This window comes from Enterococcus cecorum (assembly GCF_052119425.1).
Taxonomy (GTDB): domain Bacteria; phylum Bacillota; class Bacilli; order Lactobacillales; family Enterococcaceae; genus Enterococcus_E; species Enterococcus_E cecorum_C.
Genome location: NZ_JBQKFH010000036.1, coordinates 1 through 25876, shown reverse-complemented (window position 1 = coordinate 25876; position 25876 = coordinate 1). Strand labels below are relative to the sequence as shown.

Sequence of the window (25876 nt, the reverse complement as noted above, 5' to 3'; positions counted from 1 at the left end):
TTTTGCGTGTGTAGGATGTCACCTGCAAGCCAAGTTTTTGAACTATTCGCTGAACCTTCTTTTTGTTGATGAGATATCCCTGATTATGAAGCTCTCCATGTATTCTACGATATCCGTAATCCTTATTATTCTTACGGATTTCTTGGATTTTTTCTTCAAGTTCTTTGTCAGGATTTTCTCTATCAAATCGTTTTTGCCAATACATATATGTTGCTTTAGGCATGCCTGTATAAGAGAGAAGGTCTTTTAGTTTGAATTCTCGTCGGAGACTGTTGATGACGAGTGCCGTTCTCTCATTTTTTCCTCGTCCTCTAAACGCAGCCTCCTCAGTTCTTTTAAAAAGGCATTCTCAATTCTCAATTTAAGAAGTTCATCTTCTAGCTCTTTTACATGTTCTGCACTTGTATCAACAGAAGATTCTTCAACTGGTTTGTTTTGTGTATTGCCATTAGTTGTATTCAATGTTTTCTTTCGTCCCTTCTTGCGTGGTCTTAGGGCATCAGGACCAGCTGCACGAAAGCGACTCACCCAATTTGTGATCATACTTGGATTAGTAATTCCTTCTTGCAGAGCTAAATCTTGATATGAGATTTCACTTGATAAATATAACTCTACTATAGAAAGCTTCTTTTCAAAAGAATAAAAATCATTTTTTCTAGAACGTTTTAATCCTTCATCACCAAATGCATTGTAATTATCCACCCATAGTTTAACTGTATTATCAGATGGAATGCCGAACTTATTTGCAAGATAAGTATAACCACCTTCGCCATTAAGATAAGCATTTACAACTTGCTTTTTAAACTCAAAAGAATATTTGGACATAAAAATACCGACCTCCAATTGTTAGATTTTATGGTCTAACTTTTGGGGGTCGGTACAGGTCTCAAGTCTTTTTTTTATTGGTGTTGTGATACTTTCAATCGATTCATAGCACGATGTAACATAACTTCGGCACGTTTCAATGTATCATTATCTTTATTTTCTTTTGCCTCTTGAATTAATCGTTCAGCGCGTTGTTTTGCTCGTTGTGCGCGTGGTACATCAATATCACGTTCACGCTCAGCACTATCCGCTAAAATGGTCACTACATTATCACGAACTTCCATAATCCCACCATTTACCGCAATCCAATCAACATGTGTATCAGAATCAGTTCGTTTGACCCTAACTTCGTCAATAGTTAATGGAACGATAATTGGTGCGTGATTTGCCAAGATTCCAATTTCGCCAGTTGGTGTCTTAGCAACAACAATAGCTGCATGATGCTCATAGACAAGTCCTGCTGGTGTGACAACTCGAACAGTTATACTATTTTCCATAGGACACCTCTTTCTAGTATCCTAGTGTTTTCGCTTTTTCAACAACGTCTTCAATACGACCAACACTACGGAAAGCTTCTTCTGGTAAGTGGTCATACTTACCTTCTAAAATTTCCTTAAAGCCTTTAATCGTTTCAGCAACTGGCACATATGAACCAGGTTGACCCGTAAATTGTTCAGCAACATGGAAGTTTTGTGATAGGAAGAATTGAATACGACGAGCACGTGCAACTAACACTTTTTCGTCATCAGATAATTCATCCATCCCTAAAATAGCAATGATATCTTGTAATTCACGATAACGTTGTAAAACATGTTGTACTTCACTTGCAACTTCATAGTGTTCTTCACCAACAATCTCTGGTGATAAAGCACTTGAACTTGAAGCCAGTGGGTCAACGGCAGGATAAATCCCTTGTTCTGTCAATTTACGCTCTAAGTTAGTTGTAGCATCTAAGTGCGCAAAGGCAGTTGCTGGTGCAGGGTCAGTATAGTCATCGGCTGGGACATAAATCGCTTGAATAGAAGTGATAGAACCCTTCTTAGTTGAAGTGATACGTTCTTGTAATTGACCCATTTCTGTAGCCAATGTTGGTTGATAACCTACAGCAGATGGCATACGACCAAGCAAGGCTGATACTTCAGAACCCGCTTGAGTGAAACGGAAGATGTTATCGATAAATAGCAACACATCTTGTCCTTCTACATCACGGAAATATTCAGCAATCGTTAACCCTGTTAAAGCAACACGCATACGAGCTCCAGGTGGTTCGTTCATTTGACCAAACACCATGGCTGTTTTTTCAATAACTCCTGAATCACGCATTTCGTGATACAAGTCATTACCTTCACGGGTGCGTTCACCAACACCGGTAAATACAGAAATCCCACCATGTTCTTGTGCGATATTATGGATTAATTCTTGGATTAAGACGGTTTTTCCTACTCCGGCACCCCCGAATAGACCAACTTTACCACCTTTTAAATAAGGTGCTAATAAGTCGATAACTTTAATCCCTGTTTCTAAAATTTCAGTACTTGTACTTAAGTCTTCAAATTTTGGTGCAGCTTTATGAATTGCAGAACGATCTGCATCTTGTGCAAATGGTTCTTGCATATCAATCGTATCTCCTAAAACGTTAAAAACACGTCCTAGCGTTTCTTTACCAACTGGAACTGAAATTGGTTTACCTGTATCGACAACTTCCATCCCACGTTGTAAACCATCCGTTGATTCCATGGCAATTGTACGAATGATGCCATCACCTAATTCTAAGGCAGCTTCTAGCACAATTTTACTTTTTTGTTCATCATTTTTATAGACCAATAACGCGTTGTTGATATCAGGTAATTCTTGACTCTTAGAAAAATCTACGTCAACAACCGGCCCAATGACTTGAACAATTTTGCCTGAACTCATTTATTTTCCTCCACTCATTCTCGAAATTATTCTAAGGCAGCTGCGCCACCAACAATTTCGGTAATTTCTTGGGTAATAGCCCCTTGACGTGCACGGTTATATGCAATAGTTAAATCATCGATAATCTTCGTTGCATTATCTGTAGCAGTCTTCATCGCAGTCATTCCAGCTGCGTGCTCTGCTGTTTTTGCATCCACAATAGCGCCGTAAATTAAGCTTTCAGCATATTGTGGCAAGAGTTGATTTAATATCGCGTCTTTCGAAGGTTCGAAGATATATTCTTGTTCGTATTCTTTATTTTGACCTGGGTCTAAATCTGAAATAGGTAACATTTTTTCAACACGGAACTGACTAGTCAGTGAGTTCACATGATGATTATAACAAACATATAATTCATCAAATACTTCATTCTGGTACATTGTCGTTGCCATATGAACAATCTTACGTACTTCTTCAAAACTTGGTTGATCGGACAAGTTTCGTAATTCATAAGCTAGGGGAATGCCTCTAGATTTGAAAAACTCAGCCCCAGTTGCCCCAATTGAAATAACAACATAATCTTCTTTATTCTTATGATCATTTTCAAATATAGACATCATCTGTTTTAAAATCGAACTATTATAACCACCAACTAAACCACCATCAGATGTAATGACAATATATCCTGTTTTATTAACAGGGCGAGTAATCAACATACTGTTATAGTCAAAAGTATTCGCATTCTTATTATCTTCAATAGCTAATATTTGTTGTGCAGCTAAATGAGTAACGACCTCACGCACTTTTTCTGCATAAATTTGAAATTGTCTCGAATGTGATTCTGATTTAGTTAATTTAGCCGCTGAAACCATGTGCATCGCTTTGGTAATTTGGCTTGTTTTTTTCGTAGAGGTAATTCTTTGTTTGATCTCATTTAAAGATGCACCCATTTCAATTCACCTCATTAATTTTGTACATTTACCATTTCAGCAATTCGTTCTTTTTTAGATTGTTGCGCATCCAATGTTTCTTTATATGAATCTCTGAATTCACCAATTGCTTTTTTCAATTCGTCTTCATCAGGTAAGTCTTTTGTTGTACGAATTGTTTCAAACAAGTCATTATGGTTTGCTTCCATATATTCAAATAATTCACTTTCAAAACGTAAAATATGATCAACAGGAATCGCGTCAAGGAATCCTTTCGTTAATGCATATAAAATCACAACTTGTTTTTCAACAGGTAGTGGCGCATGTAATTTTTGTTTTAAAATTTCAACTGTACGACGACCACGGTTTAATTTGGCTTGTGTCGCTGCATCTAAATCCGAACCAAATTGCGTAAATGCTTCTAATTCACGATAACTTGCCAAGTCCAAACGTAATGTACCAGCAACTTTTTTCATCGCTTTAATTTGGGCAGAACCCCCAACACGAGAAACTGAAAGTCCTGCAGCAACCGCCGGACGGATACCTGAGTAGAATAAATCAGATTCTAAGAAAATTTGACCATCAGTGATTGAAATCACGTTTGTTGGGATATATGCAGAAATGTCCCCTGCTTGTGTTTCAACAAATGGTAAAGCAGTCATTGAACCGCCACCTAATTCATCACTTAATTTTGCCGCACGTTCTAATAGACGAGAATGTAGATAGAAAACATCCCCTGGGTAAGCTTCACGACCTGGTGGACGACGTAATAGTAAAGATAATTCACGATAAGCAACGGCTTGTTTTGATAAATCATCAAATACAATCAACACATGTTTACCGTTATACATGAATTCTTCACCCATCGCAGTTCCAGCATAAGGCGCAATATACAATAATGGTGCTGGTTGAGAAGAACCTGCTGCTACAACAATTGTATAATCTAAAGCGCCGTATTTACGCAAAGTTTCTACTTGTGCACGCACAGTTGAGTCTTTTTGTCCAATCGCAACATAGATACAAATCATATCTTGACCTTTTTGGTTAATAATTGTATCTATCGCAATTGAAGTTTTACCAGTTTTACGGTCACCAATAACTAATTCACGTTGACCACGACCAATTGGTACTAAGGCATCAATCGCTTTTAACCCTGTTTGCATTGGTTCATGAACAGATTTACGTTGCATAACACCCGGTGCCATTGCTTCAACTGGGCGTGTTTTAGTTGTTTCAATGGGGCCTAAGCCATCAATTGGTTGACCTAATGGATTTACAACACGACCAATTAACGCTTCTCCAACTGGCACTTCCATAATACGTCCAGTACGTTTTACTTTATCTCCTTCACGAATGGTTTCAAAATCACCTAAAATGATAATACCAACATCATTTGATTCTAAGTTTTGAGCCATTCCGAATGAGCCATTTGAAAATTGTAGAAGTTCACCACTCATGGCATTTTCTAAACCATGGGCACGAGCGATACCGTCACCAACATATGTAACAGTACCCACTTCTTCAACAGAAAGTTCATTTTGATAATTTTTAATTTGCTCTTTGATTAAAGCACTAATTTCTTCTGCCTTAATGGCCATCGAATTCACCTCTTTAACTACTCTTATAGTAATTTAGCTTTAATATTTTCTAATTGTGTCTTCAAGCTACCATCGATGACTTGATGATTTGCCTCCACAATTACCCCACCAATAATTGATGGATCGACTACTTCTTTTAATTCAGCCGATTTCAAGCCAAATTTTGCGAGTATTTTTTCTTCTAATTTTGCCTTTTGTTGTGCACTTAAAGGAACAGCAGTAATCACATTACCTTCAAGAATTGCAAACTCTTCGTTATATAATTTCGTAAAGGAATCAACAATATATGGAAATTCAACAAATCTTGAATTTTCAAAAATCACTTGTGCGGATTCTTTTACTAAATTGGAGCAATCTTTGGTTAAAACATCAACAATGGCTTGTTTTTTTGTTGTATCCAAACGCACATCGGTTAACAAAAGACCAATTTCAGGCATTTTTTCAAAGATGCTTTTTAATTCTAATAATTCTTGATGGGTCTGCGCTAAGCAATCATTTTCGACCGCCAATTCAAAAATAGCTTTACCATAGCGTTTGCCAACTTCATACTTACTTAGTTTCATGATTTGCACTCAATCCTTCAATATATTGATTGATTAAGGCTTCATGTGTTTCAGTAGAGATTTCTTTATTTAAGATTTTTTCAGCAATTTGAATACTTAATAATGCTACATCATCTTTAATTGCATTCATCGTATGTTCACGTTCTTGAGAAATATCCGCTTGAGCTTTTTCTTTTAAGCGAGAAACTTCTAACTGTGTTTCACGAAGAATGTTTTGACGGCTTTGTTCTCCACTGTCTTTGGCATTTTTGATAATATCTGCCGCTTCAGAGCGTGAATTCATCAATTGCTCTTGACGTTTTTGTTCTAACGCTTGAGCATTGACTCTTGATTTCTCCGCATTATCCAAGTCATCAGAAATCTTTTTCGCCCGCTTGTTCATCATATCAGCAACAGAATCCCAAGCAAATACTTTTAATAAGATTAACAAGATAAGGAATGATAATGTAACGATTAACATATCCCCAAATGTAGAACTTGGATGTTCAGCCGCTAAAATAATTGGATTGAACATATTTGATTCTCCTTTTCTCTAATTTTATCTTGCTTAGATCAAAGAAGTCTTATTTATTTACTAATAAGAAAGCAATAACGATACCTAAGATTGGCACAGCTTCGATTAAGGCAACCCCGATAAACATTGTTGAACGTAATTGTCCAGCCATTTCAGGTTGGCGAGCCATAGATTCTACTGTTTTTGAAATTACTTGTCCGTTACCTAAACCTGCCCCTAAAGCTGCTCCGATAACTGCTAAACCTGCTGCGATGAAATTCATAATTTTTTCCTCCTAATTTATGCGCCGTTAAATTAATGTTCGGCGGCTATTTTGTGATTTAAGAATACCATTGTTAGAGTGACAAATACATAGGCTTGGATGGCACCAATGAATAGCGAGAAGCCAATCCATGTCATTTCAATTGGGACTACCAATGGCAAAGTAATCCAACCAAATGCTTTAAAAAGTGAAGCAATCAACGTAAGCAATACTTCACCGGCATAGATGTTACCATATAAACGTAACCCAAGCGTAATAACATTCGTAAACTCTTCAATAAACTTAATTGGCATTAAGAAAAAGACCGGTTCTAAATAGGAGTTTTTAAAATATCCCTTAAAACCAAAACGCATTACACCAAAATAATGAGTTAATAAAATGGACATCAATGCTAAACTCATTGTGATAATGGGATTTGCTGTTGGACTCTTCCAAAATGTTACCTCATGACCATTCATTGGAAAGACTAGTTTCGTCATCAAACCAATTTCATTAGCAAAGAAAACAAATAGGAAAAGTGTAAATCCCAGAAGATGGAAATTGCCAACTTCTTTTGCAGGAAGCTGATCACTGAGAATGCCACGAACAAAATCAATGACCCATTCAATAAAGTTCTGTTTCCCAGTTGGCTTTAATTGCGGATTTCTTGTGCATATAAACACGATTAAAAAGATAATTGCACACACTAAAGCCGACATAATTGCCACCGTACCGTCAAACCAAATTGGTCCGATGTGAAACAGAAGCGATTGTTCTTCCATAAGCTCACCTCACTTCAAAAATGTAAATACTCTTGCATAACTTTTCACGCAATAGTAATGACAACTTGTATCGTACCACCACTAAAAAGAAATTTCAAAGTATTTTCATAAAAAGATATCGGTTTATTCATTGAATATTTAAATCGAAAAAAAGAATTTCTATCAAGTTTTTCTATTAAATGAAATTTTGAACAAACCTTATATTACAAATATTGAATAACCAATATTGTAAACGTAATAAAAACAAAATAAGGTAAAAAATCATACAAAAATGATTAACGAATGTTTTTGACAATTCTTCTAATTTGTCGTTCTTGATCTTTTTGCTTGATACTTTCACGTTTATCATACTCTTTTTTCCCTTTGGCTAAACCAATAAGTACTTTCGCATAACCGTCTTTGATATAGACTTTTAAAGGAACAATAGTAATTCCAGCATTTTTACTTTCAGCTTCTAACTGTCTGATTTGACGCTTATGAAGTAAAAGTTTACGCGTTCGCAAGGGATCATGATTAAATATGTTTCCTTGTTCATATGGACTAATATGAACATTCACTAAGAACACTTCACCATTGCGTACCCGAACAAAACCATCTTTTAGATTTATTCGACTATTGCGGATAGATTTTATCTCTGTTCCTTGTAAGACCATTCCTGCTTCGAAAGTTTCTAATATATGATAATCATGACGCGCCTTTTTATTTTGCGCAATTAATTTTCCTTCCCCTTTAGGCATAGTCATACTCCTCTATTACATTAATGTTTTTTCTTCTTTTTCTTTTTTACCACTTCTTTATAAAAAGGTTTTTTCTTCTTATTTTTTCCTTTTTTCTTCTCACTGGTTCGGTTATTTTTCTTTACTTTTTGCTGCTTTGATGAATTTTTTGTTTTAACTTGATGTAGTGATTTTGGTAACTGCGCTTCTTCCAATACTTCTACCAACTGAAAATCAATTTCTCTTGTATCTGGATTAGCCTCTAAAACTTTTACTTTCACTTTTTGACCAACTTTTAATACTTGTCTTGTACGTTCACCAACTAGAGCCAGATGATTTTCAATAAAGTGATAATAATCATCTTCTAAAGATTGGATATGCACTAATCCTTCTACAGTATTTGGTAATTCAACAAAGAAACCAAATTTAACAACCGAACTGATGATTCCTTCAAATTCTTCTTCTAAAAATTGTTGCATGTATTCTGCTTTTTTCATCGCATCTACTTGTCGTTCGGCTTCAACTGCTCTTCTTTCCATTTGTGAAGAGTGATTAGCAATTTCAGGCAAATGCGCTTGCCAATATGCTTGATTTTTGTCACCACTGTCTTTTTGATAACTACGAATTAAACGATGAACAATTAAGTCAGGATAGCGTCTAATCGGCGATGTAAAATGTGTATAATAAGGCGCAGCTAAACCATAGTGGCCAACATTTTCCGCTGAATATTTTGCTTGCTGCATACTCCTTAATAATAGCATATTTATGACAAAAGCTTCTGGTAAATCAGCCACTTCACCCATTAATTGTTGAATATCTTTTGACACCATATTACCATTTGTCACTTTTGGTACGATACCTAGCGCAGTCACGGTTTCAAAAAAGCGACTCATTTTATCCTCATTAGGCTCTTCATGAATACGATAGATAAATGGTAACAACAGTCGATGGAAATGCGTAGCCACGGTTTCATTAGCAATTAACATGAACGACTCGATTAAGCGTTCTGCCACACCACGAGTACGTAATTCAATTTTTAATGGGGTTCCTTCTTCATCAACAATTACTCGCGCTTCATGGTCTTCAAAATTCACTGCCCCACGATTCAGGCGCATATTTTCTAAGATATGATGTAACTCTGCCATCAAATCAAATGTCGGTACCAGTTCAGCGTATCTAGATAATACTTCTTCATTTTCTCTGGTTAAAATCTGATTGACTGCGGTATAAGTCATTCTCTCTTTTGTTTGGATTAAACTTTCAAAGATTTCATAATCTACCACTTGTCCTTGATGATTGATTTCCATTACGCAACTCATCGCTAAACGTGGAACTTTAGGATTTAAAGAGCAAATACCGTTAGATAGCTTATGTGGAAGCATCGGAATCACCCGGTCTGTTAAGTAAACACTCGTACCACGATCAAAAGCTTCTTGATCTAAAGGTGAATTTTCTGTGACATAGTAGGATACATCTGCAATATGTACCCCTAATTGATAATTTCCGTTTGCCAATTTTTTAAGCGAAACAGCATCATCTAAGTCTTTAGCATCTTCACCATCAATTGTGACTAAGGTTTCATTACGCAAATCTCTACGATGCGAAAACTCAGCAGGATTAATCTCATCTGGAATATCATTGAGCTGCTGTTTTACTTCATCCGGAAAATCAGTCGGTATTCCATTAGCAATGACAATTGAAAGAATATCCATACCGGGGTCATTTTTATGTCCTAGAGTCTGAACAATATTACCTTCTAAACTCTTAGCATAGCCTTTTTCAGGATAATGCGTCACATCAAATAATACAATTTGCCCTTCGACTGGATGTAACCCAGTTGGCGCTACTAAAAAAGTGAAGTTCGCTAGTTTTTTATCTTTTGCAATAACCTGTCCTAATAATCCAGAACTAGCAATTTCTTCAGGTGGAAAGGAAACAAATTCTCCTACCACTTTAGTAATTGCGCGTTGTTTTATATCAACAATTCTCCCTTCAGCTGTCTTTTCTAAAAATGGATTTGCCGGACGAAGAATATCAATAGCCACGACATCCCCATCCATGGCATAGGCAGTGTCTTCAGGAGCAATATAAACATCGGCTTCATCATCTGCAATCGTTACAAAGCCAAATCCACGCTCATTAGCACGAAAACCCCCTTCTACATAGACTGCTGCTTTAGGAAGATAGATTTTGCCTTTGCGGTTAAAAGCGACTTTTTTATCACGTTCTAGTTGTGCAATCGCTTGAACTAACAACTTGAAATCCGCACTCTTATTTAACGATAATTTTTGGGCTAACTCATCCACAGACAGGCTTTTTTTAGTCGTGCTCTCTAGGGTTTGAATAATTTTTGTTTGTATTGTTTCTCGCATCTATACCTCATTCCATGATAACTTAGCCAAAAAAGCTAAAAGATCATTAATTAATTCATTTTTTTGACAATCTACTGTAACGACATGCCCACTCTTTTCATACCATTGCAATGTTATATGAGTCTGTGTTAATTTTTGAGCCGTTTGGAAGACACTTTCAGGTAAAATCATTTCATCTTTCCCGCCTTGTGCCAGAAAAACTGGGACCTGTACCTTGGATAACCGTTCAGCCGTAGCCGCAGCAAACTGTTCAATTTCAGCTAATTGCAAAGGTTGATCCACTTTCATTCGTTCAAGCTTCTCTTCAATTTCTTGTTGCGAAAAATCTTGCATTTTCCAAACGTTTTCAGCATAAATTAAAAAGTTTTTGGCGACTTGATTCTCTCCCATAATAACTGGAGAACAAAACGCTCCCCCACCAACCACTTCTGGCAAATTCTCTGTTAATAAATCTAATGCAAAAATACCACCCATAGATAAGCCAAAGACAGCAATTTGTTCAATTCCTTGATTTTTCATCTCGTTCACTGCTTCTTTCACTTCTTTTTGCCAGTTTTTTGGATTTGATTTTAATATATCAAAAGGCTCCAATGTACCATGACCAGAAAAAATAGGTAAGTATACCGAATAATCATATTTCTCCAAATGTCTTGCTATATAACGGACATCATTGGAACTACCTGAATAAGCATGTAATAATAAAATCCCTTTTTTACTATGTTTCTCAAATAATGGCTTAGGCAAATTAAATGTTCTACTCATATTTTTCACCTCAATCATTATTCTACCATATTTTTCTCAATATATAGTATTTAACCCTATTTTTAGTCAAAAAAAAGAGGTCAATGAATAACCTCCGTCTGTTTTTTTCTTATTTTGATGAAAGAAATGATAATACAAAAAGTAAAATCATCCAAATAGCACCTAAAACTGCAGTGGCGCGTTGCATGACAGCTTCAAATCCACGAGCTTTTTGCTTACCAAATAATTGATCAGCCCCGCCAGAAAAAGCACTTGCCGCACTATTTTGTTTACTTGGTTGCATCATAATGGTAAAAATTAATACAACTGATAAGACAATAACAATACCAAGGATTACATTATACACTAAAAAGTCCTCCTTTTTTATATAAACTATATCTAACTTCTTTAATTTAACATAAATTAATGTGAAAAGCTAGTACTTACCATACGAAACTTACAAGATAGCTTTGAAATTTTCACACACTAAAAAAGGCTCTCCCATCATATAACAGGAGAGCCAAGCAATCATCTAACGATTATTTTTTTAAGTTATAGAATGATTTTAGACCTTTGTATTGAGCAACTTCACCTAGTTGATCTTCAATACGTAATAATTGGTTGTACTTAGCAATACGGTCAGTACGTGATAATGAACCAGTTTTAATTTGACCGGCGTTTGTAGCAACTGCGATGTCAGAGATTGTTGAATCTTCTGTTTCACCTGAACGGTGTGATACAACAGCAGTGTAGCCAGCTTCTTTAGCCATTTCAATAGCTTCAAATGTTTCAGTTAAAGTACCGATTTGGTTAACTTTAATTAAGATTGAGTTAGCTGCGCCTTCTTTAATACCACGTTCTAAGTAAGAAGTGTTAGTTACGAAGAAGTCGTCACCAACTAATTGCACTTTATCACCAAGACGTTTAGTTAATTCTTTCCATCCATCCCAGTCATTTTCATCCATACCATCTTCGATAGTAATGATTGGGTATTTGTTAACTAATTCTTCTAAGTAGTCAATTTGTTCAGCAGCAGTACGTTTTGCAGCACCTTCGCCTTCAAATTTAGTGTAGTCATAGATTCCATCTGAATAGAATTCTGATGAAGCACAGTCAAATCCTAAGAACACATCTTTACCTGGTTCTAAACCAGCAGCTTTAATGGCTGAAAGAATAGTTTCAACAGCATCTTCAGTACCTTCAAAACGAGGAGCGAAACCACCTTCGTCACCAACAGAAGTTTCTAAACCACGATCTGCTAAAATTTTCTTCAAAGCATGGAATACTTCAGCACCCCAACGTAATGCTTCTTTGAATGTAGGTGCACCAGCAGGTACAATCATGAATTCTTGGAAAGCGATTGGCGCATCTGAGTGAGAGCCACCATTGATGATGTTCATCATTGGAGTAGGTAATACTTTAGTATTGAATCCACCTAAGTAGTGATATAAAGGAACATCTAAGTAATCCGCAGCAGCACGAGCAACAGCAATAGATACACCTAAAATAGCGTTCGCACCTAATTTGCTCTTAGTTGGAGTTCCATCTAATTCGATCATTGCTTTATCGATAGCCATTTGGTCAGTTACATCGTAACCAATGATAGCTTCAGCAATAATGTTGTTTACGTTGTCAACAGCTTTAAGAACACCTTTACCACCGTAACGTCCTTTATCTCCATCACGTAATTCAACAGCTTCGTGTTCACCAGTTGAAGCTCCTGAAGGAACCATACCGCGACCGAATGCACCTGATTCAGTATAAACTTCTACTTCGATTGTTGGGTTACCACGTGAGTCTAAGACTTCGCGAGCGTAAACATCAGTAATAATTGACATGTTTGTGTCTCTCCTTTGAGTTTTTATCTTAAGGGAATTCCCTTAGTTACCTTTATTTTAGATAATTTTATTGAAAACTGCAATAATAATTTCAATGAAAACGTATTTATTATCGAATTATTTCACAGCTTCTAATAATTTTAAGAATGATTCTGGTTGTAAGCTTGCGCCACCGACTAATGCACCATCAACGTTTTCTTTTGCCATGTATTCAGCAATATTTTCTGGTTTAACAGAACCACCATATTGAATACGTACTTTTTGAGCAACTTCGCTACCGTATAATTTTTCAACAGTGCTACGTACAACACCACAGATTTCATCAGCAATGTTTGCATCAGCTGATTTACCAGTACCAATAGCCCAAATTGGTTCGTAAGCAATAACCATGCTGCTCACTTGTTCAGCAGAAAGGTCAGCTAAACCTTTAGTGATTTGACCTTCAATCCATGCAGCAGTTTGACCAGCTTCGTATGTTTCTAAGCTTTCACCACAGCATAAAATTGGTGTCATACCATTTGCAAAAATAGATTTTGCTTTTTTATTGATTTCTTCATCAGTTTCGTGGAAGTAATCGCGACGTTCTGAGTGACCAATGATAACGTATTGTACACCTAAATCTGCTAAAGCTGCTGGAGAAGTTTCACCAGTAAAAGCACCAGCGTTTTCCCAGTAGCAGTTTTGGGCAGCAATTTGTAGTTCAGTACCTTTTGCTTCAGATACTAATGTTTCTAAGAATAAAGCAGGTGATCCAATCACTGAATCAACTTTTTCATTGCTTGGTAAGCTATTTTTTACTGCTTGTGCAAAAGCTTTAGCTTCTGAAGCAGTTTTGTTCATTTTCCAGTTTCCTGCGATAATTGGTTTACGCATGAATGACACTCCCTTAAAATTTTATAGGAAGGAAAGTTAGTATAACTAACTTTCCTCAATTGTTTTTATTATTTGTCGTTGATTGCTGCAAGTCCAGGTAAAACTTTACCTTCTAATAATTCTAAACTTGCACCGCCACCTGTTGAGATATGAGTGAATTTATCAGCGAATCCTAATTGTTCAGCTGCAGCTGCAGAGTCACCACCACCGATAATTGTTGTAGCATCAGCAAGATTTGCAATAGCTTCACATACACCGATTGTTCCTTTAGCAAAGTTTGACATTTCAAATACACCCATAGGTCCGTTCCAAACAACAGTTTTCGCACCAGCTAATGTTTCAGCGAATAATGCAATTGTTGCAGGACCGATATCAAGACCCATTTGTCCATCAGGAACGTTGCCTTCATGAACTTCTGTAGGTACATCATTTGAAAATTCTGCAGCAGTAACAGAATCAATTGGTAATACTAATTTATCGCCAGCTTTTTCAATTAATGATTTTGCTAATTCTACTTTGTCAGCTTCCACTAATGAATTACCAATTTCCATTCCTTTTGCTTTATAGAATGTGTAAGTCATTCCCCCACCGATTAAAATTTTATCAGCTTTAGGAATTAAGTTTTCGATAACACCAATTTTATCAGAAACTTTTGCACCACCAAGGATTGCAACCATTGGTCGTTTTGGTTCTTCAACCGCTTCACCGATAAATTTAATTTCTTTTTCCATTAAGAAACCAGCAACTGTAGGAATACCAGTTGAAGCAATACCTACGTTAGATGCATGTGCACGGTGTGCTGTACCAAATGCGTCATTGACAAATACGTCACCTAAAGAAGCCCAATATTTACCTAATTCTGGATCATTTTTGCTTTCTTTTTTGCCGTCAACATCTTCAAAACGAGTGTTTTCAAAGACAACAACTTCGCCTTCTTTTAGATTGTTAATAGCAGCTTCTAATTCAGCACCACGAGTTTCTGGCACGAATGTAACATCTTGGCCTAATAATTCGCCTAAACGTTTTGCAACTGGTGCTAATGATTTACCAGCTTTATCTTCTTCTGTTTTCACACGACCTAAATGTGAGAATAAAATAGCCTTGCCGCCATTTTCTAAAACATATTTAATAGTAGGTAATGCTGCTTTGATACGAGTATCATCAGTGATTACACCATCTTTTAAAGGAACATTAAAGTCAACACGAACTAAAACTTTTTTACCTTTTAAATCGATATCACGAACTGTTTTTTTAGCCATGAGATAGCCTCCTAATTATTCTTAATAAAAAAAGCGAAGAAGCGCGTCGCTTCCCCGCTTTAAAACTGCATCTAGATTTAGAAATAAATCTTATAATTTAGCGAAGTATTCTAAAGTACGTACTAATTGAGCAGTGTATGACATTTCGTTATCGTACCAAGAAACAGTCTTAACTAATTGTTGGTCACCAACAGTCATTACTTTAGTTTGAGTAGCATCGAATAATGAACCATAAGTAATACCTACGATATCAGATGATACTAATTGTTCTTCAGTGTAACCAAATGATTCAGTTGAAGCTTCTTTCATAGCAGCATTAACTTCATCAACAGTTACTTTAGTTGATAATACTGATACTAATTCAGTTAATGATCCAGTTGGAACAGGAACACGTTGAGCAGCACCGTCTAATTTACCGTTTAATTCAGGAATTACTAAACCGATAGCTTTAGCAGCACCAGTTGAGTTAGGAACGATGTTAGCAGCAGCTGCACGAGCACGACGGAAGTCACCTTTAGGGTGTGGTCCATCTAGAGTCATTTGGTCACCTGTGTAAGCGTGGATTGTAGTCATTAATCCTTCTACAACACCAAATTTGTCGTTTAATGCTTTAGCCATAGGAGCTAAACAGTTTGTAGTACATGAAGCACCTGAAATAACTGTTTCTTTACCAGTTAATGTTTCATGGTTAACGTTGTAAACGATTGTTGGTACATCGTTACCACCAGGAGCTGAGATAACTACACGTTTTGCACCAGCTTTTAAGTGTAATTCAGCTTTTTCTTTTGAAGTGAAGAATCCAGTACATTCTAAGACGATATCAACACCTAGTTCACCCCATGGTAATTCTTCAGGGTTACGGTTAGCTAAAACTTTAACTTCTTTACCGTTTACGTTGAATGAACCATCGTGAACTTCAACAGTACCGTTGAAACGTCCTTGAGTTGTATCATATTTTAACAAGTGTGCTAACATTTTAGCATCTGTTAAGTCGTTGATAGCAACTACTTCGATTCCTTCTACATCTTGGATACGACGGAAAGCTAAACGTCCGATACGTCCGAATCCATTAATACCTACTTTAACTGTCATTTAAGATTTCCTCCTTATGAAAATCAAAAAAATTTTTATTTTAAAGGGTTACCCCTTTTAAAATCTCACTTGCGACGGCTTCATCAGTAATCAAGCAAGTTTGCTTAGGTGCATTTTTCATATACGCAGCAATTGCTTTTGCTTTACTTTTACCACCGGCAATTGCAAACATGTACGGGACATTTTGCAACTGACTTAATTTTAACCCAATTCTAGGTGTTTTGTAAACAATTTGTCCGTCCTGATTGAAAAAATATCCAAAAGATTCTGCAACAGCACCATTTTGTTTTAACATCAAAATTTCATCTTCTGTCATTTTTCTGCGAACCGCCATCGGAAGCGCGCGTCCGATACTATGAATGACACAATTTGCACCTTGTATCAAACTTAACACTTCAGCAATTGAAGGCTCCTGTAATAAACTTTCATATGTATTTACACTAAGTTGTTCAGGAACATAAATCGCTCGATAAGCTCCATTAGTTTTCATCGCCATCACAGCACTAATGGTATTCGCTTGAACATTCATCAATTCACCAATCCCACCTCTTGCGGGAACAAATAAATTGTGCCGATGTTCTGTTTCAAGATTTTCAAATTGTTCTGCAGCTTGAGCCATTGTCGTGCCGCCCATTACCGCTATGATATTTTCACCATTTGGCAGTTGCTCATCTAAGGTATGATATAAAACTTTCCCTAAACGAGAAATCACTTGACTCTGCTTATCACTATCACCCGATACAATGATACAGCGAGCAATTCCTAGATATTTAGCAAGTTTGGACTCGATTTGTTGCATTCCTAAAACTTGATCCATCAAACTAGCCAATTGATTATAAATATCTTCACCTTTATCAGTTAACCGCATCCCTGTTTTTGAGATAGAGATAAAGTCAAGACGTTTTAATTGTTCTGTCTCGGTTCTTAATGTTCTCTCTGTCAGTGATAACGCCTCTGATAAGGCCCGCCGACCAATTGGCTGCAACCAGTATAATCCTTGCAACACTTTATAGCGTTGTTGAAGCATTGGTATCACTTCAGGAACTACTGAACCAATCAATTTAAGATCATTTATCATTATTCCCTCCGTTGGACTAAATATGTCCTAATAAGACGATTCATGACCCGTGTCGGATAAAAAAATTTGTGGCAGGCTTCATTAACCTTCTCACAGGAAATATCATATCATCTTTTTTTTAATTAATCAAGATAATTCTATAGATATTTTCAAAATAGTTTTCAGAAAAAGATAAAAGCAAAACGAGTGGGGTAAATATCGTCCCACTCGTATATAAATCAATCAAATCTTTTACGTTTTGAAGAGCCTAAAATCCCCAATTCATCACGATACTTTGCAACCGTTCTTCTAGAAATCTCCATACCCTCATCCGCTAAGATATCTGATAATTTTTGGTCAGATAAAGGTTTTTGTTTGTTTTCTTGATTAATTAATTCTTTAAGTCGGCTTTTTACCTGAGAATTAGCTATTTCTTTGCCATCTGTTGCTACTATACTTTGAACAAAAAAGTCACGCATTTCTACGATTCCATTATCGGTTTCAATATATTTTCCATTAACCGCACGTGAAACTGTTGATTCGTGAATATCAAGCGCATTGGCAACTTCTTTCATGGTTAATGGCTTTAATGGACGTGTCGAATCCAAGAAATATTCCTGTTGTGCATCGATAATGTACTTTCCAACGGCTAGAACAGTATCTCCTCTTTGTATAATCGCTTTTTGTAATGACTCAAATTCCTGGACCTTATTTTGCAAGTATTTTTTTACCTCTTGATCTTGGCTGTCTTTAAATTGTTCAAAATAATTTTGTTGAAAACGTAATTCTGGCATTCCTTGTCGATTAGGAATCACCTTTAACTTTCCTTCCTCAACTTTAACGGTAATATCTGGAATAACATACAAACCCTCTACACTGCCATATTGTGCGCCAGGAGTTGGAGTAAGGGTTTGGATATAATCAAATATTAGCTGAATTTCATTTAACCCAATATTTAATTTTTTAGCAATCACATCCCATTTTCGTCCGACTAGCTCATCAAAATACTCTTCTAATACATAATATGCCAATTCTGGGGCTTTTTGATCACGCTCAGTCTGCAACATCAAACACTCTTGTAGATTACGTGCGCCTACACCAGCTGGATCAAGTTGTTGAATCAAAGTCAGTGCATCAAGCATTTGTATTGGTTCTGCCTTGGTAATCTGTTGTGCCTCTTCTAAGGTAATTTTCAAATAGCCATTAAGATCAACGTATTCGACTAAAAATAAGACTAATGTACGTAAATACGTATCACGATAATTTAAATGAATTTGTTGGATTAAATGTTCAAATAAAGATTCATGAATATCCGCCACTTGTGAAAATGAATCTAATTCTTGACCGGTTGAAGATTTAGGTTTGGCATAATTAGATGTATAATTTGCTTCTTTAATTTCAATGAGTGGATTTTCCATTGATTGTGATTTAATATACTGATTTAGTTCATCAATGGAAAAATGTAAAACTTGAAGAGATTGTTGTAAAGTTTGTGTCATTAATAACTTTTGTGTTTGTGTTTGTTTTTGAGAAACTTGTTGTTCGAATTTCATAGTATACCTCTTGTCATCTAAATCAAAATTGTGTAAAATATATTCGTTAAGCACCTTTAGTGTAGTGGATATCACGCAAGATTCCGGTTCTTGAGACAGGGGTTCGATTCCCTTAAGGTGCGTAGAGTACTATGTTGAATGACATGGTACTTTTTTTATTTCATTAGCGTAATCGTTTTCTTTAATATAACTTAAGATTAACTTACACGGCCAAAATTGTCAAACAAGTTTCAACGAGATACGACGAGGAAACATCTCTACGTTATAGTTTTTTGCTATTATATTAGAAAGTTTATCGGTATTATCTATATTTCATTTTTTCTGATACAATGACTTCAACTTAAAGTTTTGGAGGAATGAAAAATGACAGATAAATTTCAATTAGTTGGTTCACTATTACGACCAAAAGACTTATTAACCTATAAACAAGCAATCGAAAAAAGAGAAGATATTACTTATCCATTCTATGAAGATTTCGAGGGTTATCAACAAACAGAAGCCAATGCTATTAAACAAGTCGTTCAAGACCAGTTAAATCATGGTATCACCGTCATTACAGATGGCGAATATGGACGTTCAATGTGGCATCTTGACTTTATTTGGGGCTTTCAAGGAATAGAAAGATTTATCGAAAAGCAAGGTTATTTCTTTGAAGACCATGATGGTGGCCATTTTGAAACACGTAAAGATATCGGAATCCGTATCACCCAACCACTTTCAGCCAAAAACCATCATTATTTAGATATCTACAAACAAACAAAAGAATTGGCTGGCGATGCAGACGTGAAATTAACTGTCTGGGGTGCTGCTCATGCCTACACGGAATTTGTAGTCTTTAAAAAATTATATGGCGAAGGTCAAGTCTATCCAACCAAAGAAGCATTAAAAGATGGCTTATTAAATGCTTATAAAGAATTTTTAGTTGAATATCAAGCAATTGGTGGTAAAATCATTCAATTTGATGATTGTTTATGGGAATTATTTGCTGAGGATAATGATAAAAGCTTCTTTGAACAAGGTCAAAAAGGTTTAGAAGATTTAGCAGATGAATTCGTAGCCATCAACAATGAAATTATTGATTTTGCTCATGATTTAGGTTTGAAAGTCTGGACACATAATTGTCGCGGAAACTATCAAAGCCGCCATGCTGCAGGTGGAAGTTATCAAGCCATTGCGGAAAAATTCCTTCGTGATCAACATTATGACCGCTTCTTCTTAGAGTGGGATGACGAACGGGCTGGCGATATTCAAGCTTTAGAAGTATTAAAGGATCGTCCTGAGGTTGAAGTTGTTTTAGGTTTACTATCAAGTAAAACCAATACTTTAGATGATGAAAAACGCGTGCTTGATTTATTGGATAAAGCGAGTAGCATCCTTTCAAAAGATCAGCTATTCTTATCACATCAATGTGGTTTTGCCTCATGTGACTGTGGAAATGAATTAAGTATCGAACAACAATGGGCGAAAATTGATCAAGGACAAAAATTAGCTGCAAAATATTTTGGCTAAGAGGTAAGCTTTCAACTAAAAACAAGATAAACAAAAAACTCAAGGTTTCCAAAATGGATGCCTTGAGTTTTTTTTGAGGAAGAACTACATATCTTCATCCTCTTCGTCGTAGTATTCATCTTCCTCTTCATCATCATCGATAATTGTCAAATCTTCTTCAATGCCAGATGGTAAGTCTTCTTCATCGTCTTCATTGGCACCAATTTCTTTCAAATCAGAATCATATTCAGCGATTTCTTCATCTTCGTCTTCATCATCGAATAAATCATCTTCATCGTCATCATCATCTGATAAATCAGTATCTTCTGGATCATCATCATTATAGTCAATCGCATCTTCATCATCATTGATAAAGGCATTTACTTTCTTACGTTTACGACGTGGTTGATTTTCTTCATCTTCATCATCTAAGCCATGATTTAATTCTTCATCAATTGAATCAATAGCATACCATGAACGTAATCCCCAACGATTTTCACCTAAAGAGATAAAGCTACCATCAATGTTTAAATCCGTATAGAATTGAGCTAAAGATTCGCGAATTTCCAAATCTGATTTTTCTAAAAAAACTTGGATTTGATTGACTAAATCAGTAAAGTCCATTACATCTTCACGTTGCTCTAAAATTGCATGAGCCACTTCAATCATTGAAAGCTCATTTTTGTTCATTCCTTCAAATACGCTTAATTCCACTCAAGACACGTCCTTTCAAAGTCTACGATTAATCATACAAAAACTTTTGCAAAATTGCAATTTAATCTTGAAAAAAATTTAAAAAAACTGACTATATTTCTTTAAATTCTAAGTGAAGCTGATATTTTCCAATCGAGTTTTCTTCACCAGAAAATAATTCATAATAAATATCTACTTTTCCACTTAGCGGATTCTCAGCGAAATGGACACTTAGCTGATGTGTTTGATTGGTTAACACCATGATACCATAGGGCGTTTGGTAATTACTCTGAGTCACAAGCTTAGGATGAAAAATCAGTTTTGTTTTCTGAATACCATTTCTTGTTAAATGAATCGAACCCTCACTTGTCAACTTAATCATCACTGTAATTGGCTGTTGGTCTTCTCCATCTTCTTCATATCTGATATACCAATTTTCTCCTACTCGCACTGCTTGCCCCATACTTTCATGCAGAAAACTTTGATGATGATTATCTTGAGAGATTTTTGTTCTTAATTTGACACTGACTGGAATGCCGTTTTTTGCTAATTTCACTATATATATTCCTTTCATTCATTTATCTAATACTATTTTTACCACAATTCAGGAAATTTTTCTAACAATCAGGTATAATAAAACGAGAAGAATGTTATATCCAAAGGAAGTGTTACTGTGGAGTATATCCAATTAAGTCATAACCATTATACAAAAGAAACTTTATTGCTACCTTTTGCCTTTACCGATTTAGTAGCCAAGATTAGTGGTGAAACCAAGCAAGCTTATCTTCATACTTGGCAAACCGACCCACTTGTCATTTTAGGCATGCGCGACCAACAACTACCGCAATTTTTTGAAGGGGCAAAATATCTGAATCAACAAGGTTATCTAACCGTCATTCGTAATGCAGGTGGTTTAGCTGTTTTAAGTGATCCAGGTATCTTAAATGTGACGTTGGCCTTTCCAAAAGATGGGATAGCTTCTATTGATGCGGCTTATGACGTGATGTTTGCGTTAACCCAAAAAGCCTATCCCAATGTAAAAGTCGAAGCCAAAGAAATAGTTGATTCCTATTGTCCAGGAAAATATGATTTAAGCGTCAACGGACAAAAGATTGCGGGAATTGCCCAACGTCGGGTCAATCAAGGAATTGCAGTCATGATGTATCTAGGCTTAAATGGTGACCAACTCAAACGTGGTCAACTGATTCAAAACTTTTATGAAATTGCTGGCATAGCTAAGGTTCCTGAAAAAGAATTTCCACATGTTCGTCCGGCTTCCATGACCACTCTTGAAGCGCTAAATCAAACACCTTACACAACTCAAGAAGTCATCAACCACCTAAAAGAAACACTGCATATTCAACAAGAGATGCATGACGGTGCATTCATCGCGAACTTTGGGTTAACCGACGAATTAAATCAACGTTTCCAATCTATGCGAACCAGAAACCAAAAATTACAGGAGGAACTTTTATGACAATACCTTATCGCAATCAAGTATTACCAAAAGAAAAAGTCTTTCGCGATCCTATCCATACGTATGTGCATGTGCAATCACAAGTTATCTGGGACTTAATCAATGCTAAAGAATTTCAACGATTAAGACGTATCAAGCAATTAGGTACTTCCTCATTTACCTTCCATGGTGCGGAACATAGTCGTTTCTCCCATTCTTTAGGCGTCTATGAAATTGCACGAAAAATTTGTGATATTTTTGAGAATCATTACACGATAGAGAAAATTGGTGCGAATGGTTGGAACCCAGAAGAAAGGCTCGTTACTTTATGTGCGGCTCTATTACATGATGTTGGTCATGGTCCCTATTCACATACCTTCGAACATATTTTCCATACCAATCACGAAGAAATTACCGTTGAAATCATTACCAATCCACAAACAGAAATCTATCAAATCTTAAAGCGAGTAGGTCCTGATTTTCCTGAAAAAGTGGCCAGCGTCATCCAAAAAACTTACCCAAATCCTCAAGTGGTACAAATGATTTCTAGCCAAATTGATGCTGATCGGATGGATTATTTATTGCGCGATGCTTACTATACAGGAACCGAGTATGGTACTTTTGATTTAACCCGAATTTTAAGAGATATTCGTCCATGTAAAGAAGGAATTACTTTTTCAATTAGTGGCATGCATGCGATTGAAGACTATATTATTAGTCGTTATCAAATGTATATGCAAATCTATTTTCACCCAGTTTCACGTGGGATGGAAGTGGTCTTAGAACATCTATTAAATCGTGCTAGCCGACTCTACCAAAGTAATCCTCATTATTTTGGACGCGAAAATTGTCTATTATTGCCTTTTTTAAATGCACAATTTACCTTAGATGATTATTTGCAATTAGATGATGGCGTTTTAACCACATATTTCCATTATTGGTGTAATGATAAAGATCCAGTTTTAAGTGATTTAGCCAAACGTTTCTTAAATCGCAAACCTTTTAAATCTATTCAAGTTCAGGCTATAAAACAAGAAAAGTTAATCGAACAAATGAAAACTTATGTGGAACATGTCGGCTATTATGCAAAATATTATACCGCCATCCATTCAAGTTTTGACTTACCTTATGATTTATATCGTCCTGATAGTTCAAAAGTACGGACGCAAATCGAATTACAGCAGCCAGATGGTACACTTGTCGAATTAAGTCAAGTCAGCTCACTGGTACGGGCACTTTCTGGACAAGGTCAAGGAGATGACCGCTTCTATTTTCCTAAAGAAATGGTTGACCAAACGCTGCAAGACAATTATGATTTATTTTATGAAACCTACAATCAGTTTAATCAACATATCCATAATAACAAACTGGTTGAATAACTTATAGATTGGAGATTATCATGGCAATTAAATTAATCGCAATTGATATCGATGGTACTTTAATTAATGACAAACATCAAATCACCCCAGAAGTACATGAGGCCTTACAAAAAGCGAGAGAACAAGGCGTAAAAGTGGTGCTATGTACGGGCCGCCCTTTACCTGGTGTTACGAATTATCTAAATGAATTGGAATTATTCACTGGTGAAGATTATGTCATTTGTTATAATGGTTCCCTTGTCCAAAATACCTTAACCAAAGAAATCATTGTCGAATTTGGACTAACCTTGGATGATTATTTAGAAATGGAATATTTAGCGCGCAAAGTTGGCGTACATTTCCATGCGACTGGTTTAGAAACAATGTATACCGCTAATCGCAATATTAGTAGTCACACTGTCCGTGAAGCTTATTTAGTCAACATGGATTTATGCTATCGAACACCTGAAGAAATGACTGAAGATATCAAAATTGTCAAAATGATGATGATTGATGATGCAGAAGTGTTAGATCAAGGAATCGCGCAAATACCAAAAGAATATTTCGAACGCTATACAATGGTTAAAAGCTCTCCTTACTTTTTTGAAATTTTGAATAAACAAGCCGACAAAGGAGCTGCTTTAAAACATTTAGCACAGCATTTAGGTATTAAACAAGAAGAAGTGATGGCCATTGGGGATAATGAAAATGACCTACCAATGATTGAATTTGCTGGAATCGGAGTGGCCATGGGTAATGCAACTGAAAATGTTAAACAAATTGCTAATGTCATTACCGCAAGCAATAACGAACATGGCGTGGCTCAAGCTGTCGAAAAATATGTCTTAAATTAAGAAAATAGGAGTGAACCAACTTTCCGGTCCACTCCTATATTTTTTATTTTTGATTCGCCTTCATCCATTTTTGTACGGCCCAACGATGACTCCCGCGTTTTAATAAAAGCATCGCATCATCAGCCGTTACCCATTCAATTTGATTATTATCTTCTAATGGCGCACCAATAGAACAATAAGCATCAATCACATAAAAGTATGCTGGATGTCTGAAATAAATATCGCGATGACTGGAGTAAAAATATTCTGTTGCTTCTCCAAGGTATTCCCCGACTTGTACTTCAAATCCTAATTCTTCAATCATCTCTCTTTTTATCGCTTCTTGATGATTTTCGCCTTTTTCAATGCCTCCACCTGGTAAAAAATACGCTCCATTTGGCGCTTGAATAATGACTAATTCTTGTTTTTCATTAACCACAATCCCATAGGCCCCAAATCGATCTTGATAGTTTTTATTTGCTAATTTTACCCCAAAAACCGCTTCTTTCATTTTACTCATTCTCCTTAATTTCTAATCTTTTTATAATTGCTTTGATTGTACTTGATATCGCGAATATGTGCAAGTTACATAACAATATTTGTAAATCATTATTGTTGTCATATCTGTTTTTTATATGCTATTATATACATGAAGATTTTACGAAAAACAACAAAATCTTAATTAAATTTGAAAGGATGATTCTTTATGAAAATGGCACATACTTGCGTGCGCGTTAAAGATTTAGAAGCTTCAGTTAAATTTTACCAAGAAGCATTTGGATTTGAGGAAAGTCGTCGTCGTGATTTTCCTGAACATAAATTCACCCTTGTCTATCTAACTTTACCAGGTGATGACTATGAATTGGAATTAACCTATAATTATGATCATGGTGCTTATAACTTAGGTGATGGATATGGTCATATCGCGATTAGTTCTGATGATTTAGAAGGATTACATAAAACGCATGAAGAAAAAGGGTTTGAAGTCACTCCATTAAAAGGTTTACCTGGAACTGAGCCTTCATACTACTTCATCATTGATCCAGATGGCTACAAAATCGAAGTCATTCGTGGATAAATCATAGCATAAAAAGGGGCTGACCCATTAGTCCCTTTTGAATCCAAAAATCGAAGGCACCCGTGAAAGATGCCTTCGATTTTTGGATTTTTTGGATGAAATATAGAGGATTTTCCCCCTA

28 protein-coding genes and 1 tRNA gene are annotated in these 25876 nt (G+C 36.0%); 6 read left to right on the top strand and 23 right to left on the bottom strand.

Annotated elements, in window-relative coordinates:
* The 20 genes from ACTQZM_RS09395 to rpoN form a co-directional block, all read right to left on the bottom strand.
* On the bottom strand, positions 1–223 hold a 223-nt coding region (locus ACTQZM_RS09395), incomplete at its 3' end, for an IS3 family transposase (RefSeq protein ID WP_441653599.1).
* Positions 224–246: 23 nt separating this feature from the next.
* Positions 247–825 carry a helix-turn-helix domain containing protein gene (locus tag ACTQZM_RS09390; protein WP_441653598.1) on the bottom strand — a complete coding sequence of 193 codons (579 nt, stop codon included), beginning with the start codon at positions 823–825 and terminating at the stop codon, positions 247–249.
* A 74-nt stretch (positions 826–899) separates the two neighbouring features.
* Entirely contained in the window at positions 900–1322 is a 423-nt protein-coding gene (locus ACTQZM_RS09385; RefSeq protein WP_441653597.1) for a F0F1 ATP synthase subunit epsilon, read from the bottom strand.
* A 13-nt stretch (positions 1323–1335) separates the two neighbouring features.
* Positions 1336–2742, bottom strand: a complete 1407-nt coding sequence (atpD, locus tag ACTQZM_RS09380; protein ID WP_016251817.1) for a F0F1 ATP synthase subunit beta — start codon at positions 2740–2742, stop codon at positions 1336–1338.
* A 26-nt stretch (positions 2743–2768) separates the two neighbouring features.
* Positions 2769–3671: a F0F1 ATP synthase subunit gamma gene (locus ACTQZM_RS09375; RefSeq protein ID WP_248625043.1), complete on the bottom strand. Its 903-nt coding sequence runs from the start codon at positions 3669–3671 to the stop codon at positions 2769–2771.
* A gap of 14 nt (positions 3672–3685) precedes the next feature.
* Positions 3686–5248 (bottom strand): F0F1 ATP synthase subunit alpha, encoded by a 1563-nt coding sequence (gene atpA / locus ACTQZM_RS09370; protein WP_441653596.1) that lies wholly within the window; start codon positions 5246–5248, stop codon positions 3686–3688.
* 23 nt (positions 5249–5271) lie between these two features.
* Positions 5272–5811: an ATP synthase F1 subunit delta gene (gene atpH, locus ACTQZM_RS09365; RefSeq protein WP_113842739.1), complete on the bottom strand. Its 540-nt coding sequence runs from the start codon at positions 5809–5811 to the stop codon at positions 5272–5274.
* Entirely contained in the window at positions 5798–6325 is a 528-nt protein-coding gene (atpF, locus tag ACTQZM_RS09360; protein WP_016251813.1) for a F0F1 ATP synthase subunit B, read from the bottom strand. Before atpF ends, atpH begins: the two co-directional genes overlap by 14 nt.
* A gap of 49 nt (positions 6326–6374) precedes the next feature.
* The gene (gene atpE / locus ACTQZM_RS09355; RefSeq protein WP_016251812.1) at positions 6375–6587 is read right to left on the bottom strand and encodes an ATP synthase F0 subunit C; all 213 of its coding nucleotides are present in this window, start codon (positions 6585–6587) and stop codon (positions 6375–6377) included.
* Between the two features lie 32 nt (positions 6588–6619).
* Positions 6620–7348 (bottom strand): F0F1 ATP synthase subunit A, encoded by a 729-nt coding sequence (gene atpB / locus ACTQZM_RS09350; protein ID WP_113784255.1) that lies wholly within the window; start codon positions 7346–7348, stop codon positions 6620–6622.
* A 275-nt stretch (positions 7349–7623) separates the two neighbouring features.
* Positions 7624–8085 (bottom strand): SsrA-binding protein SmpB, encoded by a 462-nt coding sequence (gene smpB / locus ACTQZM_RS09345; RefSeq protein WP_016251810.1) that lies wholly within the window; start codon positions 8083–8085, stop codon positions 7624–7626.
* A gap of 20 nt (positions 8086–8105) precedes the next feature.
* Positions 8106–10436, bottom strand: coding sequence for a ribonuclease R (rnr, locus tag ACTQZM_RS09340; protein WP_441653595.1), 2331 nt, complete (start codon positions 10434–10436; stop codon positions 8106–8108).
* Positions 10437–11198 carry an alpha/beta hydrolase gene (locus ACTQZM_RS09335; protein WP_441653594.1) on the bottom strand — a complete coding sequence of 254 codons (762 nt, stop codon included), beginning with the start codon at positions 11196–11198 and terminating at the stop codon, positions 10437–10439.
* A 109-nt stretch (positions 11199–11307) separates the two neighbouring features.
* Positions 11308–11544, bottom strand: a complete 237-nt coding sequence (gene secG / locus ACTQZM_RS09330) for a preprotein translocase subunit SecG (protein WP_018345396.1) — start codon at positions 11542–11544, stop codon at positions 11308–11310.
* Between the two features lie 172 nt (positions 11545–11716).
* Complete coding sequence (gene eno / locus ACTQZM_RS09325) at positions 11717–13015, bottom strand: surface-displayed alpha-enolase (protein WP_047334095.1); 1299 nt, start codon at positions 13013–13015, stop codon at positions 11717–11719.
* A gap of 117 nt (positions 13016–13132) precedes the next feature.
* Entirely contained in the window at positions 13133–13888 is a 756-nt protein-coding gene (gene tpiA, locus ACTQZM_RS09320) for a triose-phosphate isomerase (RefSeq protein ID WP_441653593.1), read from the bottom strand.
* 68 nt (positions 13889–13956) lie between these two features.
* Entirely contained in the window at positions 13957–15147 is a 1191-nt protein-coding gene (locus ACTQZM_RS09315; RefSeq protein WP_113783906.1) for a phosphoglycerate kinase, read from the bottom strand.
* Positions 15148–15237: 90 nt separating this feature from the next.
* Positions 15238–16239 carry a type I glyceraldehyde-3-phosphate dehydrogenase gene (gene gap, locus ACTQZM_RS09310; protein ID WP_016251803.1) on the bottom strand — a complete coding sequence of 334 codons (1002 nt, stop codon included), beginning with the start codon at positions 16237–16239 and terminating at the stop codon, positions 15238–15240.
* Between the two features lie 40 nt (positions 16240–16279).
* Positions 16280–17317: a sugar-binding transcriptional regulator gene (locus tag ACTQZM_RS09305; RefSeq protein ID WP_113827644.1), complete on the bottom strand. Its 1038-nt coding sequence runs from the start codon at positions 17315–17317 to the stop codon at positions 16280–16282.
* 218 nt (positions 17318–17535) lie between these two features.
* Positions 17536–18849 carry an RNA polymerase factor sigma-54 gene (gene rpoN, locus ACTQZM_RS09300; protein ID WP_441653592.1) on the bottom strand — a complete coding sequence of 438 codons (1314 nt, stop codon included), beginning with the start codon at positions 18847–18849 and terminating at the stop codon, positions 17536–17538.
* A gap of 50 nt (positions 18850–18899) precedes the next feature.
* Here rpoN and ACTQZM_RS09295 point away from each other — a divergent pair.
* A tRNA-Arg gene (locus ACTQZM_RS09295) sits at positions 18900–18971 on the top strand.
* Between the two features lie 241 nt (positions 18972–19212).
* Entirely contained in the window at positions 19213–20358 is a 1146-nt protein-coding gene (locus tag ACTQZM_RS09290; protein WP_441653591.1) for a cobalamin-independent methionine synthase II family protein, read from the top strand.
* An 84-nt stretch (positions 20359–20442) separates the two neighbouring features.
* Here ACTQZM_RS09290 and rpoE read toward each other — a convergent pair whose 3' ends face one another.
* Together rpoE and ACTQZM_RS09280 are read right to left on the bottom strand one after the other, a co-directional pair.
* Positions 20443–21051 (bottom strand): DNA-directed RNA polymerase subunit delta, encoded by a 609-nt coding sequence (gene rpoE, locus ACTQZM_RS09285; protein ID WP_441653590.1) that lies wholly within the window; start codon positions 21049–21051, stop codon positions 20443–20445.
* A 91-nt stretch (positions 21052–21142) separates the two neighbouring features.
* Entirely contained in the window at positions 21143–21586 is a 444-nt protein-coding gene (locus ACTQZM_RS09280; RefSeq protein WP_016251798.1) for a DUF1934 domain-containing protein, read from the bottom strand.
* A 117-nt stretch (positions 21587–21703) separates the two neighbouring features.
* On the opposite strand from ACTQZM_RS09280, the gene ACTQZM_RS09275 reads away from it, so the two are divergent.
* From ACTQZM_RS09275 to yidA, 3 genes are read left to right on the top strand one after another with little or no spacing between them, the layout of a single operon-like run.
* Complete coding sequence (locus tag ACTQZM_RS09275) at positions 21704–22507, top strand: lipoate--protein ligase family protein (RefSeq protein ID WP_441653589.1); 804 nt, start codon at positions 21704–21706, stop codon at positions 22505–22507.
* Positions 22504–23865 (top strand): HD domain-containing protein, encoded by a 1362-nt coding sequence (locus ACTQZM_RS09270; protein ID WP_441653588.1) that lies wholly within the window; start codon positions 22504–22506, stop codon positions 23863–23865. Before ACTQZM_RS09275 ends, ACTQZM_RS09270 begins: the two co-directional genes overlap by 4 nt.
* A gap of 20 nt (positions 23866–23885) precedes the next feature.
* Entirely contained in the window at positions 23886–24698 is an 813-nt protein-coding gene (yidA, locus tag ACTQZM_RS09265) for a sugar-phosphatase (RefSeq protein ID WP_248625065.1), read from the top strand.
* Between the two features lie 43 nt (positions 24699–24741).
* Here the strand turns inward: yidA and ACTQZM_RS09260 are convergent, their stop codons facing one another.
* Positions 24742–25188, bottom strand: a complete 447-nt coding sequence (locus ACTQZM_RS09260; RefSeq protein ID WP_441653587.1) for an NUDIX hydrolase — start codon at positions 25186–25188, stop codon at positions 24742–24744.
* A 195-nt stretch (positions 25189–25383) separates the two neighbouring features.
* Here ACTQZM_RS09260 and gloA point away from each other — a divergent pair, with 195 nt between their 5' ends.
* A complete protein-coding gene (gene gloA, locus ACTQZM_RS09255) occupies positions 25384–25755 on the top strand; it encodes a lactoylglutathione lyase (protein ID WP_016251793.1) in 372 nt (123 codons plus the stop codon).
* Positions 25756–25876: the final 121 nt, after the last annotated feature.

Coding starts and splice junctions, on each gene's coding strand:
- ACTQZM_RS09390 (WP_441653598.1), bottom strand. CDS start 825: ATGTCCAAATATTCTTTTGAGTTTAAAAAGCAAGTTGTAAATGCTTAT.
- ACTQZM_RS09385 (WP_441653597.1), bottom strand. CDS start 1,322: ATGGAAAATAGTATAACTGTTCGAGTTGTCACACCAGCAGGACTTGTC.
- atpD (WP_016251817.1), bottom strand. CDS start 2,742: ATGAGTTCAGGCAAAATTGTTCAAGTCATTGGGCCGGTTGTTGACGTA.
- ACTQZM_RS09375 (WP_248625043.1), bottom strand. CDS start 3,671: ATGGGTGCATCTTTAAATGAGATCAAACAAAGAATTACCTCTACGAAA.
- atpA (WP_441653596.1), bottom strand. CDS start 5,248: ATGGCCATTAAGGCAGAAGAAATTAGTGCTTTAATCAAAGAGCAAATT.
- atpH (WP_113842739.1), bottom strand. CDS start 5,811: ATGAAACTAAGTAAGTATGAAGTTGGCAAACGCTATGGTAAAGCTATT.
- atpF (WP_016251813.1), bottom strand. CDS start 6,325: ATGTTCAATCCAATTATTTTAGCGGCTGAACATCCAAGTTCTACATTT.
- atpE (WP_016251812.1), bottom strand. CDS start 6,587: ATGAATTTCATCGCAGCAGGTTTAGCAGTTATCGGAGCAGCTTTAGGG.
- atpB (WP_113784255.1), bottom strand. CDS start 7,348: ATGGAAGAACAATCGCTTCTGTTTCACATCGGACCAATTTGGTTTGAC.
- smpB (WP_016251810.1), bottom strand. CDS start 8,085: ATGCCTAAAGGGGAAGGAAAATTAATTGCGCAAAATAAAAAGGCGCGT.
- rnr (WP_441653595.1), bottom strand. CDS start 10,436: ATGCGAGAAACAATACAAACAAAAATTATTCAAACCCTAGAGAGCACG.
- ACTQZM_RS09335 (WP_441653594.1), bottom strand. CDS start 11,198: ATGAGTAGAACATTTAATTTGCCTAAGCCATTATTTGAGAAACATAGT.
- eno (WP_047334095.1), bottom strand. CDS start 13,015: ATGTCAATTATTACTGATGTTTACGCTCGCGAAGTCTTAGACTCACGT.
- tpiA (WP_441653593.1), bottom strand. CDS start 13,888: ATGCGTAAACCAATTATCGCAGGAAACTGGAAAATGAACAAAACTGCT.
- ACTQZM_RS09315 (WP_113783906.1), bottom strand. CDS start 15,147: ATGGCTAAAAAAACAGTTCGTGATATCGATTTAAAAGGTAAAAAAGTT.
- gap (WP_016251803.1), bottom strand. CDS start 16,239: ATGACAGTTAAAGTAGGTATTAATGGATTCGGACGTATCGGACGTTTA.
- ACTQZM_RS09305 (WP_113827644.1), bottom strand. CDS start 17,317: ATGATAAATGATCTTAAATTGATTGGTTCAGTAGTTCCTGAAGTGATA.
- rpoN (WP_441653592.1), bottom strand. CDS start 18,849: ATGAAATTCGAACAACAAGTTTCTCAAAAACAAACACAAACACAAAAG.
- ACTQZM_RS09290 (WP_441653591.1), top strand. CDS start 19,213: ATGACAGATAAATTTCAATTAGTTGGTTCACTATTACGACCAAAAGAC.
- ACTQZM_RS09270 (WP_441653588.1), top strand. CDS start 22,504: ATGACAATACCTTATCGCAATCAAGTATTACCAAAAGAAAAAGTCTTT.
- yidA (WP_248625065.1), top strand. CDS start 23,886: ATGGCAATTAAATTAATCGCAATTGATATCGATGGTACTTTAATTAAT.
- ACTQZM_RS09260 (WP_441653587.1), bottom strand. CDS start 25,188: ATGAAAGAAGCGGTTTTTGGGGTAAAATTAGCAAATAAAAACTATCAA.
- gloA (WP_016251793.1), top strand. CDS start 25,384: ATGAAAATGGCACATACTTGCGTGCGCGTTAAAGATTTAGAAGCTTCA.